Origin of the sequence: Mesorhizobium loti CJ3sym (genome assembly GCF_000472785.1) — a bacterium.
GTDB lineage: Bacteria > Pseudomonadota > Alphaproteobacteria > Rhizobiales > Rhizobiaceae > Mesorhizobium > Mesorhizobium loti_E.
Window position 1 is genome coordinate 42,546 of sequence record NZ_AXAL01000031.1, and the last position, 12,954, is coordinate 55,499.

8 protein-coding genes are annotated in these 12,954 nt (G+C 62.4%); 3 read left to right on the forward strand and 5 right to left on the reverse strand.

Annotated elements, in window-relative coordinates; translation table 11 throughout:
* Nucleotides 1-110: 110 nt before the first annotated feature.
* A complete protein-coding gene (locus tag A3A9_RS41960) occupies nucleotides 111-2,336 on the forward strand; it encodes an SAM-dependent methyltransferase (protein WP_245279165.1) in 2,226 nt (741 codons plus the stop codon).
* 13 nt (nucleotides 2,337-2,349) lie between these two features.
* Here the strand turns inward: A3A9_RS41960 and A3A9_RS0131370 are convergent, their stop codons facing one another.
* Together A3A9_RS0131370 and A3A9_RS0131375 are read right to left on the reverse strand one after the other, a co-directional pair.
* Nucleotides 2,350-3,030 carry a redoxin domain-containing protein gene (locus tag A3A9_RS0131370; RefSeq protein ID WP_027062165.1) on the reverse strand — a complete coding sequence of 227 codons (681 nt, stop codon included), beginning with the start codon at nucleotides 3,028-3,030 and terminating at the stop codon, nucleotides 2,350-2,352.
* An 18-nt stretch (nucleotides 3,031-3,048) separates the two neighbouring features.
* A complete protein-coding gene (locus A3A9_RS0131375) occupies nucleotides 3,049-6,348 on the reverse strand; it encodes an adenylate/guanylate cyclase domain-containing protein (protein ID WP_027062166.1) in 3,300 nt (1,099 codons plus the stop codon).
* 354 nt (nucleotides 6,349-6,702) lie between these two features.
* Here A3A9_RS0131375 and A3A9_RS0131380 point away from each other — a divergent pair, with 354 nt between their 5' ends.
* Complete coding sequence (locus tag A3A9_RS0131380) at nucleotides 6,703-8,472, forward strand: adenylate/guanylate cyclase domain-containing protein (protein WP_027062167.1); 1,770 nt, start codon at nucleotides 6,703-6,705, stop codon at nucleotides 8,470-8,472.
* Between the two features lie 23 nt (nucleotides 8,473-8,495).
* On the opposite strand, the gene A3A9_RS0131385 is transcribed toward A3A9_RS0131380, so the two are convergent.
* The 3 genes from A3A9_RS0131385 to A3A9_RS0131395 form a co-directional block, all read right to left on the reverse strand.
* Nucleotides 8,496-9,656 (reverse strand): hypothetical protein, encoded by a 1,161-nt coding sequence (locus tag A3A9_RS0131385; RefSeq protein WP_245279166.1) that lies wholly within the window; start codon nucleotides 9,654-9,656, stop codon nucleotides 8,496-8,498.
* A 269-nt stretch (nucleotides 9,657-9,925) separates the two neighbouring features.
* Nucleotides 9,926-10,444 (reverse strand): GNAT family N-acetyltransferase, encoded by a 519-nt coding sequence (locus tag A3A9_RS0131390; protein WP_027062169.1) that lies wholly within the window; start codon nucleotides 10,442-10,444, stop codon nucleotides 9,926-9,928.
* 74 nt (nucleotides 10,445-10,518) lie between these two features.
* The gene (locus A3A9_RS0131395; protein ID WP_027062170.1) at nucleotides 10,519-11,343 is read right to left on the reverse strand and encodes a hypothetical protein; all 825 of its coding nucleotides are present in this window, start codon (nucleotides 11,341-11,343) and stop codon (nucleotides 10,519-10,521) included.
* A 191-nt stretch (nucleotides 11,344-11,534) separates the two neighbouring features.
* Here A3A9_RS0131395 and A3A9_RS0131400 point away from each other — a divergent pair, with 191 nt between their 5' ends.
* Nucleotides 11,535-12,950 carry an adenylate/guanylate cyclase domain-containing protein gene (locus A3A9_RS0131400; protein ID WP_027062171.1) on the forward strand — a complete coding sequence of 472 codons (1,416 nt, stop codon included), beginning with the start codon at nucleotides 11,535-11,537 and terminating at the stop codon, nucleotides 12,948-12,950.
* The last annotated feature ends 4 nt before the right edge of the window (nucleotides 12,951-12,954 follow it).

Consider the following 12,954-nt stretch of genomic DNA (forward strand, 5'->3'; position numbering starts at 1 on the left):
CTTTTTGCCTGCCTCTAATCCGCCCCGGCCTTGACAGAGCAGTGCTGCCATCCGATGCCGTCATCCGTTTTTGACATTCGCCGACTCTTGCCGGAGAAAACGAAAGCTCGATGGCCAACGATAATGCGAACGGCGGTACTGCTTCCGAAGCCCTTGCGTGGACCGCGTTGCGGAACGCCGCGTCGGATTGCGGCCGCGGCTCGCGCTCGATCGATCCGCAGTCCCTGCGCGCGCTCCCCGCAGGACGTAAGTGGACACATGAGATCGCCAAGGTGATCTTCGACGGCCTAATGGCCGGAGGCCTGTCGGTGCCGGCGCAATTGGCTTCCAGGTGGGGCAGGTTCGGCAGCTCCCTCACCGAGTTGATCATCGAACTCGGCAAGGTCTGGGACAATCCCGCAGCGGGTCGCCGCGTCCAGTATCAGCTTGAGCAAATGCTTCTCGATGCCGACGATCTTGCCGTGCCGCGCAGGCTGGCGCGGACACTTGGAGTTCGCGTCGACGCACGCAATCCGACCGCGATTGAACTCCCGGAAGGCATCGATCGAATTTATGCCTATCTGATGATGGACGGCCAGATCGAGGCTGTCTTGCAGTTTGGCGCGCTCGGGACAGTGACAAGGGATCATTGGATTGAGTTGATCCGGAATGTCGTGCCCGCTCAACGGCTTACAGACAGTACGGCAAGGCTTGCTGGACGATCAACCGTGCCGCAGGAGGGCGCCGGTGTCGACACGTTAAACACGCTTGCAGACGAGGCATTGTTGCCTACAGCCGAACGCCGGTCCGATCCGGACAGTCACTTCGGCAAGCTCGCCCAATTGGCCGCTGAAGCGCGGGAACTGGTCCGGTCGAGCGCCGAACCAGCACAGCCTCCTGCCGCGCCGCGCCGAGCACGGACCACGGACAGGAATGATCGCACGGCGTTCTGGAATAGCTATTTCGCGACCGAGGATCCGTGGAACTACGGCTCGTTCTATGAGCAGGAAAAATATGAGCGGCAGCTCGAAATCCTGCCTGCCGGTCCCATCGGACGGGCGCTTGAGCTGGCTTGCGCGGAGGGCCACTTCACGCGGCAGCTGGCGTCGCGTGTGAGCCATTTGACCGCAACCGACATCTCCGCCATAGCCATCGAGCGGGCCCGTGCGCGATGCAGTGATCGGCCTAACATTGAGTTCGGTGTGCTGGATTTCGCTGCAGACGCGCTGCCGGGTGAGATGGATCTGATTTTTTGTTCGGAAGTGCTCTACTATCTGGATGATCTCGCCGAGTTGCGGCGTATCAGCAGAAAATTCGCTGATGCGCTGGCGCCTGGCGGCAGTTTCATCAGCGCACACGCATTCGTCCTACGTGACAATGTTGAAAGGACGGGCTTCGACTGGAACACATTCGGTGCCCAAGCGATCTCGGAGACGCTGGCAGCGACCGAAGGCCTCGTTCTCGAGCAATCGATCCAGACCGAGCTCTATCGCATAGACCGCTTCCGCCGCCTGTCGCCGGACGATGTGGTGACGGAACCGGTGATCGATCATGTGCCAATCCGCGCGCCTATCGAAATCGGGGTCGCGCGAAATGTCATCTGGGGCGGGGCGCGGGCCTTGCGCCGCGACGTCGCGCGTAACGAGCGGCGCCAGCGTATCCCCGTCCTCATGTATCACGGCGTCGCCGATGAAGGTCCGGCCGCGCTCGCCCGTTTTCGGCTCACGCCAGCCGCATTCGCCAGCCAGATGGCATGGCTGCGCGCCAATGGCTTTCATGCGATTAATTCAGAGCAGCTGGAAGGGTGCATCGCCAACCGTCAACCTTTCGTTGGCCGCCCAGTGCTCATCACCTTCGATGACGGCTTCCATAACTTTGCCGACCATGCGTGGCCGACCTTGCGTGCCAACGACCTGACCGCGGAAGTGTTCCTGGTGACGGACCTGGCGGGTGAAAGTGCACGGTGGGACGCCCACAGCGGTCCGCCGACGCAGCTTTTGGGCGCGGGGACGGTGCGACGCCTCGCTGCCGAAGGTGCGTTCTTCGGAAGCCACATGGCGACGCATCGCGCGATCGATGGTCTGTCGAGTTCCGACCTGGCCGCCGAGCTCCTGCGCTCTCGTATGTTCATCGAACGGTGGACAGGTCGGCCAACCACGGCGTTCGCGGCACCCTTCTCTGTCACCGACCGACGGCTTGGCCGGCTGGCCAGGGAGTGCGGCTACCGGATCGGCTTCGGCGGCAGGCACGGGCCGGCCGACCTCGATTGCGATCCCATCGACCTTCCGCGCATCGAGATTCGCGGGGATCGCTCGCTCGATGACTTTGTTGCCATCGTCGAGGCCGTGCTCGAATGAACGATGAACTTGTCTATTGGGCGACTTGAGACACGGCTGACATCAGCTCCTGCGGGTTTGGCGCCCCAAACATGTATCGCCCACCCTCGGGAACCTCCGTGAAGCTCCAGCGAACGATCCCTTGCCGGTCCAGTAGGAACTGACCTACCAGTTGTCCGTGCCCCGTTGCCATCATCTGCTTGTCGGCTTCGGTCAGTTCGTAATGGTCGATCTTGTCGAGGATTTCGCCGGCCGCCATAGGATCCATAGGGCCGGGCAACTCGCCTGGCATGTCGACCCGCATATTTTTTGCCACTGCCATCGCGACCTTGTATGGCCAGTTCGTCTCGTTTTCTGTGAATTCGAGATTGGGCAGTCCAAAAGCACGATGTGAGGCGCGTTCGGGGTCGGAGGCCGCAAGCAGATTAGGCATCGGGTGGTAGCGGAAATAGAGACGCGCCCGTTCGATCGGCGTGTTGACCACCGTTAGGCTCCCCACGCCTCTTTCGCGCAGCTCCGGATCAAGCCGCGCCTGGGCGGCGATATGGCGCCGGCAAAACGCACAATGCAGACCTCGAAACAGGCCGACCAGCACCGGTTTTTGTCCGCGAAAGTCGTCAAGCGCGATCTTGCCTTCCTGGGTAATGGCGTCGAGTATCACGTTCGGCGCACGGTCGCCCGGTTGAAGCGGTACCAAGTCACTAGGCGCAGACATGTCCAACCTCCCGCCCGGCTAGTCGAGAAAAGGCAGCACCACAAGCGCTTCCGGGTCGAGCCCGTGCTGGGCGCATATATCCTGCGCCAAGGAAAAGTAGCGCTCGGCCTCGGCCAGATTGTCGAGGTCGAGATTAAGCGTTGCGAGACCATCATAGCACGGAAACAGCAATTGGGGCTCGCCCGTTTCGCGGGCGACATCCAGTGCTTCGTGGAAGAAGCCAACCGCCAGTTCCGGGCGGCCGTTGCACTGGTGGATCTGCCCAAGCACGATCAACGGCACCGGCAGGTGCTCGCGCTGGTCGAGCGCTCGGTCGATCTCGATGGCCTTCTCGGCAGCAGGCACGCCCTCCGTTGGACAGCGATCCGTGAAAGTACAACAAGCGACCGCCAGATTGGCGAGGAGGCGCGCCTGGAAACCCAAATCACCAATACGGCGCGCCACTTCAAGACCGCGCCGACAGACCTCCATCGCCCGTGCCGGATCGATGGTCGTGTAAAGCACACCGAGATTGGTGTAGCCGCGGCAGGCCGCGCCCAGTAGACCGGCGGCTTCGGCCAATTCAATGCTGCGCTCGACTTGACGCACGGCTTCACTGTTTCGCCCAAGGCGAGCCAGCGCAACAGCCTTGGTATTATGTGCCTCGGCAGTCACAAGAGTGGCGTCACCCCCCACCTCGGAGACCTGCTCCGTTGTCAGAGTACCTACGCAATCCAGCGCCGCGTCTGCCCATTTTGCCGCGAGAGCGTGATCTCCGCTCCGGAATGCCTGTCGGCCACGTTCTTGCCAGAGATGCGCCTGCTCGACCGGGGCATCCGCTCCATCCAGAAGCGCTGCCGCTTCGGCATAGCGGGATTCTGCGTTGTCCCGCTTGCCGACGTCCCAGAGCAGCCGACCGATCTTGCGCAGGACTCGCGCCGAAGCGACACGATCGGCTGACTCGCGATATGCCTGCAGCACCGTCTCGTAGTGCTGGTGCGCGATCTCGCGGCGGCCTGCGGGGCCGCTCAAATCGGCAATGCGCTCTGCAATTGCCAATTTGAGCGGTGTTTGCCCGATCGCGCCCAACGCGGTCAGTGCGCGCTCGTAGAAACGAAGGGCGTCGTCATTGGCGTATATTGTGCGAGCGCGATCGCCTGCCGCCTGCAGGTAATGCGCGCCCCGCTCCCGCTCGGCGCTCTGTGCGAAATGATGACCGAGCACGGTCAAATCCTCGAGCCGTTCCGGCTTGTCGCCAAGCAGGTGCTCCAAGGCGACACCGACCCGCCCATGGATGTCGGTCCGGCGTTGCAGGAGCAGATTCTGGTAGATCACGTCTTGCAGCAATGTTTGCGTAAAGCGGTACATCTGCGATGAGGCCGAACCTGATCCGGCAACTTCCTCGATGATCTCCGCATCGCAAAGCAGTTCGCAGCCGGCTTCCAGCCGGCCGGGGTCGGCTGTCACGGTTTTTAGAAGTGTGACATCGAAGCGCGGGCCGATGACCGCGGCTTCCTGGGCCAACCGGCGCACCTCCTGGGGCAGCCGGTCGACGCGAGCAAGCAACATTGCCTGGATGGTGGCGGGAATGCCGGTTGCGACGTCGCCTGCCACGGTCCGCCACCGCTGGCCCTCACGCATCAGTACACCGCGATCGATAAGGCCGCGAACGATCTCCTCTACAAAAAGCGGGTTGCCGCCCGCGCGCTCGAGGATCTGGTCGAGAAGCCCGCTTGCGGAGTTTACCCAACCCTCGCCGAAAAGCGCCGCCAGCAGACTGCGTCCGTCATCCCTGTTGAGCGGCGAAAGCCTGAGCGCTGTGTGACTGACCCGACTTGAATCGAGCTGGCCGTTGTCCGGCGCTGGACGATGCGTGACCAGCAACAGCAACCGCGTGCGCTCCAACCTGTCCATCACGAAACGCAGTGCCTCAAGCGACACGGCGTCGGCCCAGTGCAGGTCTTCGACGACAATCAACAGCGGCGACAACGCAAGCCGCCGTTCGATGATTGTGCGGACCGCGTAGAGAATTTGCCGCCGCAACTGCTCGGGCTCGACATGCTGCAAGGTGGCATCGGGGTCGCCAAGGCCAAGCACATGGTAGAGCAAAGGCATAAGCCGCTTCGCCTCCTCGCCCTGCAGGCCGAGATCGGTAAGCAAGCCTGCGAGCTTCCCCCGCATTTCGTCCCCATTGTCATGTTGCATCATCCCGGCGGCGCTGCGCACGACTGCGCCCAGGGCGCCGAATGATTGTTCGCCCAGCGGTGAGCACGTGGCCTGCCGCACCGCGACATTGCGATAACGATCCTCGTCGCCGACGCGGGCAACGAACTCCTTCACCAGCCGCGATTTTCCGATACCGGCTTCGCCGACGAGGCGGACAAGTTGGGCCGAGCCGCCGCACGCCTGGTCAAGGCTCGCCAGCATTCTGTTGAGCTCCGCATCCCGACCTATTATCGGCGCACTGAGGCCGAGCGCTTCGAGCCCACGCGCTGCACGCGGCGCCGCAAGCGGTGCATCCAATCGATGGACGAGCACACTGCCGGCCTTGCCGCGAAGGACGACATCGCCCAGCGATTCGTAAGAGAAGGCATGCCGGGTCAGCCTGTGCGTGAGCTCGCCCACCAGCACCTCGCCCGGTGCGGCCAGCGATTGCAGGCGTTGCGCCGTGTTCACCGTATCACCCGTCACCGAGTAGGATTTGGCGGTGCCGATGCCCAATCCGCCGGTGACGACCGCACCAGTGTTTATGCCGATGTGGAGTAACAGAGGCGTGCCGGAGTGGGGTGCGCTTTCGCCGAGCCGCGCCGTCCGGGCGATCATGTCGAGAGCAGCGCGAAGCGCGCGTTCTGGATCGTCCTCATGCGCGACAGGCGCGCCGAACAAAGCGAGCAGTGCATCGCCGATGAATTTGTCGACGAAACCACCAAAGTTTCGCACGGCCGCCGTCAATTCCTTGAATAATTCGTTCTGCAGCGCTTGCATGACCTCGGGGTCGAGTTGCTCGCTGAGTGTCGTGAAGCCGCAGAGGTCGGCGAACAGGACCGTTACCGTCCGTCGATCGGCATCAGAGACGGTGTGCGCCCCTTCTTCGCTTTCGATGTTCGCAAGCAGCGACGGCGTTCGAGAAGGCGGCACAATGGCCCGGCTTGGTGTCGGAGCAGGCCGTTCGACGGCCTTTGCGGGCGCACCGACGCTTGCCCCACATTTCGGGCAGAACTCGAAATCCGGTGCGCAGAGGTAGCCGCAACTGGCGCATGGCACGGGCTGGCGCCTGCCACACTTCGGACAGAAAGCGTAACCACCTTCAACCTCGAAACCGCAGCCTGAGCAGTCCATCGGACAGACCTCACCAGAGCATGATGCCGAAAAGTGTGAACCGGTTTTCGGACGACATCATGCTCTATCTCTTTGACTTAGAGACGGATTCAGACCTCAGATCGATTCGACCTGAAATCATCCGGCTCTAGGGGCCGTGACGGCGTGATCTTTCTACGCACTTCACGGCCAGGGCATTCACAGGATGAACCGATAGCCGTCGACCGGCAAGCGGCAGCGCAAATGGGCATCGAGCGATCAGTGTGGGTCCTGTGGCAAAGCGCTGCCGATTCGGGCGGCTGCATCGCCGTCGTTTGCAAAAGTTCCCTCTTACCCTCCGTCTTCCTGCTATCTTGGAGATGAGGAGACGGACCCATGAGCGAGAATCGTAAGCTAGCCGCGATCCTGGCTGCGGATGTGGTCGGATACAGCCGGCTCGCGAGCGCGGACGAAGATCGTACTTTGGCGAGATTGCGGGCACTGCGCAGCGACCTGATCGATCCGATAATCGCAGTCCACCGCGGACGGGTGATCAAGCGCACCGGGGATGGGGCGCTGGTTGAGTTCCGCAGTGTGGTGGATGCCGTGCGCTGCGCCGTTGAGATTCAGCACGGTATGGTTGAGCGCAATGCCGGCGTACCGCAGGACCGCCGCATCGAGTTCAGGATCGGCATCCATCTTGGGGATGTGGTCGAGGAAAGCGACGGCGACCTGATGGGCGACGGCGTCAACATCGCCTCGCGCTTGGAGGGCGTCGCAGCGCCCGGCGCCATATGCCTGTCCGAGGATGCTTATCGCCAGGTCAAGGCGAGGCTCGACCTCTCGGTCAGCGATCTCGGCAGCACACAGCTCAAGAACATCGCCGAGCCGATCCGGGTCTATTCGCTGCAAGTCGGCAGCGCCGGGACCAAGGCGGCCGCGACCCTGCAAACCGCGACGAGCCGGCCGGCCACGGCAGCGCCGAAACTGTCCATCGCCGTGCTGCCGTTTGCCAACATGAGCGGTGACGCCGAACAGGACTACTTCGCCGACGGCATCTCCGAAGACATCATCACGGCGCTGTCCAAACTGTCGCAGCTCTTCGTCATCGCCCGCAATTCGTCGTTCACCTTCAAGGGCCAGAACGTCCATGTGCAGGACGTAGGCACGAAGCTCGGCGTGCGGCATGTGCTCGAGGGCAGCGTACGCAAGTCGGGCAACAGGGTGCGCATCACCGCGCAGCTCATCGACGCAACCACGGGCGGTCATCGCTGGGCAGAGCGGTTCGATCGCGACCTCACCGACATATTCGCGGTGCAGGACGACGTGACGCAGCAGATCGTCAGTGCGCTGGCACTCAACCTGACTGAGGATGTCCGTCTGCGGCTGGCGCCCGAGCACCCTCGCAACACCGAGGCGTATGACTGTTTCCTGCGCGGCCGGGAGCTGTGGCACCGGCTGACGAAGGAGACGAACCTTGCGGCTCGCGAGCTCTTGCAACGCGCAACCGAACTGGACCCGAATTTTGCCACTGCCCACGCTTTCCTCGCCCTCACGCACGGCATCGATTACCTGAACAGGTGGGGTGCGTCGCCGCCGGAATCGATGGCGCAAGCCGAAGAGGCCGCGACGCGAGCGGTAATGCTGGATGACAACGATCCCTGGGCGCACTGGGCACTGGCGATAGCCAAGCTGTACACACGACGGCACGACGAGGCCGTCGATGAGGTCGAGCGCGCACTGGTCCTCAACCCGAACTTCGCCGAAGCGCATGTAAGTCGCGGCCAAACGCTGTACTATTTAGGCAGGCCCGAGGAGGCCCTCGAGAGTTTCGCCCGGGCACAGACATTGAACCCATACAGTCCGGACGTGCTTCTGCACTTCCAGGCATTGGCGTCGTTTCAACTGGGACGGTACGAAGAGGCCGTTGACCTCCTGCTGCAGCGCTTGGCTCGCAATGCGATCACCGACGTCTCGCGCGCGCTTCTGGCCGCCTGCTACGGCCATCTCGGCCGTTTGCCCGAGGCCCGCGCCGCATGGCAGGATCTGCTTCGCGTCAATGCCGACTATTCGCTGGAACACCGTCGCAAAGTCTTGCCCTATAAGAACCCTGCCGATTTCGACCTCATGGTCGAAGGGCTCCGCAAGGCCGGTGTGGTGCAATGACTGGGTAAGGCCATGCGGCCGGGTCAGACCTCAGAGGCCCGGCCGATCTTGCGCCACCGGGCGTTTTCGCGAACCAGCTTCAGGTCGTCGGTCGTCTCGGCAAATGTCCGCAAACGGTATTGCCGCAGCAGGTCGGGGAAGAGCGCCCCTTCCGGCAGGCCGGCAAGCTGCTCGCGGACCGAGATCTCTTCATCGATGACCCGCATGCCCCAGGCATTTTCCCGAACCTGCAGCTCCGCAGCCAGATCGCGCTCTTCCGGCGCGGTCTCATCTAGCGAAGCCAGCAGGATGGAGTGGAAAAGCGCTACATAGCCAATCTGTCTCAGGCCGCCCACAACCCGCACCCGCGGCAATATTGCTAGGACGAGGAACGTCAGGAAGAGGTTCGGCAGCAGCAGGCCGTCCAGCAGCGCCTGCTTGAGATGCTGCCGCTCGAACGGGATGGAAAGGCCATCCGGCCTGTCAGGCTCGATCAGGTGTCCGTTCGCGAGGACGAGCTTGCGCACGCGCTCCTCGCGGATGCCCCAGAAATAGTCCGTGGCATTGGGCAGGAATCTGCCGAAAGGGCCCGATGCGGCCACTTCCAAGGCAAGTTCGAGACGCTGGCGCCTTGCAGGCTCAAAGAGCAGGCTGGAAAGAAGGCTGCCGTCATCTTCTAGATGCCGCGCCATGGCAGAAGCGGCGAGCCGGTCGTCGATGAAAACCGGCCGGGCCATGCCGGAACGATCCCAATCGGCGACCAGATCCTCGTTGAGGGCTGTCAGCGCATCGGCGGCGGTTCCAAACACCTTGTCCTGGCTGGCAAGCAGAGTGCCCAGCCAGCGACTGGCATCCCTTTCGTCACCCACCGCTTCGAGCGCGCGCTTGTTGAGGGTCACGGGGCCGGCCGCGCATGCGCTTTTGCGGCACAGTTTGTGGCGCCCCATGCCAAACAGGTTGACCTTGTCGTCGCCGATATCGAGCCACCCCGGCCCCTCCCGGCCGATGGTCTCCATGGTCATCGTCGTTCCCATGAAGCAGAAGAAGGCCGACAGCCCGTTTTCGACCGCGCCGAGCCAGGCAAGCAGGAGGGCATCGAAGGTGATCCGGTCCATAAGAAGCAGGCAGTGCAGGCCGGACTGAATCACCGGTCTGTGCTCGAAGTCGTCGAGCGCCTTGCCGATCTCCTCAGGCAGCATGATCATACCGAGGCGTGGCTGCAGGACTTCGCGCAGGATCGAGCGGGCAGCGATCGCCGGGCCCGATGCAGGCCTTGCCACCGGCCGCCACAGATGGCGGGCGTAATCGGAAACCGGTGCATTCCAGTTCTGCTCGATGTCACGCACGACTTCCGGGCAGAGCCGCGACAGCACAGCCAGAATTTCTGCCGGAGGCGCAGGGGTTGGGTCAAAGACGGCGGTCATTGGTCCCGTCTAGCCGCTTGCGGTGCAAACGCCAAGGGAGACAGCGGATCTCAGAACCGCAGCCGGGCCATGCTCAGGAGGTCGTGGTACTGGCCGTCGGTAAAACCAGCCTTCACATGCCGGCCTTCGACCTCGAAGCCATGGCTTGCGTAGAGACGGATGGCCGGTTCGTTGTCGGCATAGACGGTCAGTTCGACCCGCTTCAGGGCGCGCCAGTTGTCGGCCACGTCAAGCAGCGCTCCAAGTATGGCAGAGCCGATGCCCTTGCCGACAAAGGCATCGTCAAGGCCGATATTGATCTCGCCGATATGCGAACGGCGCGGCGAACCCTGCACAACAAGGTTGCCATGGCCGACGACCTTGCCGTCCAACTCGGCAACGATCCAGGTGGTTTCCTGGCCGGACTTGGCGATGCGCCGCTCCACCTGCTCCACCATCTCGAAAGGCATCCTGAGCGTACCCCAGCGGAAGCCCGGCATGTTGAAGATGGCGCAAAGCGCCTCCGCATCGCTCGGCCTAACGGCGCGGAGCTGCGGCTGGATTTTGTCAGCGGAGGTCGTGCTGGTCATCGCGTTCCCGGCGAAGGCAATCGGCTCGGCACGATGCACCGGACGTCACCTGAAAATCCAGCTGTCTCTGCACCTTATTGTACCGGTTGCGAGCTGAAATGGCGGGAAGCGGCGTAGAGTTTGAAGATGCCGCTGACGGCGATCCAGCCGAAAAGGGCGAGCCAGCACAATGTTTTAGTCGCCGTCCAGTCGATCCGGTGCACCGCGGCGTCGGTGATGACCAGGCCAAGGATGGCAAGCAAGCCGACCAGAAATTGCGCCAGGCCGAGCACCAGCAGTTCCTCGCGGGGCGCACTTCTCCAGACGAGGTATGTGCCGCCGGCGCCGGCGAGGAAGATGGCGCTGTAGACCTGGCCGTGGAAGGGATCGACCGGCCATGGCCAGCTGCTGCTAACCACTTGGGGAAACAGCAACATGCCGACGCCGTAGAGCCCAAGGATCGCCGTTTCCGCCAACATGTAACCGCGCCATGCGCGGTTTAGGGTCACGCCTTTTGCCGAAGGGCGGGCCCTGGCCCACCACAGGAACAGCCCAGATACCGCGGCCGAGGCTAGATAGACCAGGAACCAGAGCCAGGTCGCTTTTCGTTCGAAGTTGAAATAGCCGAGATTGATCAACGAAACCGCCGACACGATAACGGTGAAGATGAAGGCCATGACAAGCACCAGCCTGCCGGGCGACCAGCGGTTCCAGAACAAGAGCGCAGCCATCACCGCCATTTCGGCAGTGTAGAAGCCGCCGAGGAAGCGGGCACTGAATGGCGTGACGGGCCAGGGCCAGCGCGGCTTGACCAGCGCCGGCGCGAAAAACAGGCTGGCGCCCACGATCAGGACGATGATGACCCCAGCGGAGAAAATGCGCAGGGCTGCTGGAAATGGCGGATTGTCGGACGTCTGCATGGAAAGGGCCCCAAAAGGTCAATACCCGTTGACCATCATAGTGCCGCTTGCGGTCCGATGGAAATCGAGCTGTCACCAGACTTGTCTATTCGAATGGCCGTACGATCCGTTTCGACGTAAAATGAATCACTCGGACCAAGGAGCGGTCCGGTCAACACGCCTCGGGAGGCGCATTTTCCGGAGCCTGCACGATGAACGAAGCTCAGGATCTGTTCTCGCTTCTGCGGCAATCGACCGATGTCGATCCACGGGCAATCGGCGCGATCCAGCGAACCATCGCGGAGGGCAATGACCGCGAACTTTGCCGGATCAATGCGCCAGCCTTCGCCAGCAAGCATGGCCTCGACGAGGAGAGCGCCATAAGCGCCTTTCTCCATGCGGCGCGGGTGGGCGTCTTCGACATTTCCTGGAATGTTCTTTGCCCCGGCTGTGGCGGCGTGCTCGACACCAACGCCACGCTGAAAACCATGCAGAAGGACGAATACACCTGCGCGCTGTGCGCCGAGGGCTATTCGCCGACCCTCGACGAGATGGTCGAGGTGACATTCACCGTCAATCCCCGCGTGCGCAGGATTGCCGCCCACAATCCACACGAATTGCCGTTGGTGGAATATTTCCGCCAGATCTACTGGGCGTCCGGCGTCGATCTGCCGGATGAGGATTTCGCGAAAACGATCGAAGAGTTCTCGCTGGAGGATATCGAGCTTGCGCCCGGTGAAAAGGCAGTTCTGCCCATACAGCTTCCGTCCGAATTCATCATCGTCTTCGAGCCAGTCACCCATTCAGCGCAGTTCATCGACGTGAAGGGCGATCCAACAAAGGAGCGCCGAAGCCTCTCTTTGGTCTTCGACCGCGACCATGTCCGGAACCAGACGCTGGAGATGCAACCCGGCCCGTTGCGCATTTCGCTGGAAAACAGGACCGACACCCGCGTGCTGCCGACGGTCTTCATCGCCGGCCAGGCATTGCATGATTTGCTCAGCAAGCGCCGGCCCTTCCTGACCGCCAAGCGCCTGCTCACCAACCAGACGTTTCGCGATCTCTATCGCACGGATACGCTCGACATCAACCAGCGCCTGAAGATCACCAGCCTGACCTTCCTGTTCACCGACCTGCGCGGATCGACCGCCCTTTACGAGCGGGTGGGCGACCTTTCGGCCTTCGATCTCGTGCGCGCGCATTTCCAGGTTCTGCACGAGATCGTCGCTGCGGAGGCAGGCGCGGTGGTGAAGACGATCGGTGATGCGGTGATGGCGACCTTCGCGACGCCTGACCGTGCGATTGCTGCGGCCCTCAGGATGCGCGATGCCATGCGTGCGCTCAATGACAAAAGCGGGCGCGAGGATCTTCTGCTCAAGATCGGAATCCATGCCGGCCCCTGCATCGCCGTTTCCATGAACGAGCGACAGGACTATTTCGGCCAGACGGTCAACATTGCTTCGCGGGTCCAGAACCTTGCAACCGCACAGGCGATCTTCGCCACTCGTGCGGTGGTCGAAGACAATCTCACCGCCGATCTTTTGCGCAGGAACGCGCTGACGCCCGAACCCCACGAGGTTTCGCTGCGCGGCATTGAGCGGGAGATAGCAGTATATATGATCCCTTGAGACT

Excerpts from the sequence above, each read along its gene's own strand:
- A3A9_RS41960 (WP_245279165.1), top strand. The coding sequence starts at position 111 with ATGGCCAACGATAATGCGAACGGCGGTACTGCTTCCGAAGCCCTTGCG.
- A3A9_RS0131370 (WP_027062165.1), bottom strand. The coding sequence starts at position 3,030 with ATGTCTGCGCCTAGTGACTTGGTACCGCTTCAACCGGGCGACCGTGCG.
- A3A9_RS0131375 (WP_027062166.1), bottom strand. The coding sequence starts at position 6,348 with ATGGACTGCTCAGGCTGCGGTTTCGAGGTTGAAGGTGGTTACGCTTTC.
- A3A9_RS0131380 (WP_027062167.1), top strand. The coding sequence starts at position 6,703 with ATGAGCGAGAATCGTAAGCTAGCCGCGATCCTGGCTGCGGATGTGGTC.
- A3A9_RS0131385 (WP_245279166.1), bottom strand. The coding sequence starts at position 9,656 with ATGATCATGCTGCCTGAGGAGATCGGCAAGGCGCTCGACGACTTCGAG.
- A3A9_RS0131390 (WP_027062169.1), bottom strand. The coding sequence starts at position 10,444 with ATGACCAGCACGACCTCCGCTGACAAAATCCAGCCGCAGCTCCGCGCC.
- A3A9_RS0131395 (WP_027062170.1), bottom strand. The coding sequence starts at position 11,343 with ATGCAGACGTCCGACAATCCGCCATTTCCAGCAGCCCTGCGCATTTTC.
- A3A9_RS0131400 (WP_027062171.1), top strand. The coding sequence starts at position 11,535 with ATGAACGAAGCTCAGGATCTGTTCTCGCTTCTGCGGCAATCGACCGAT.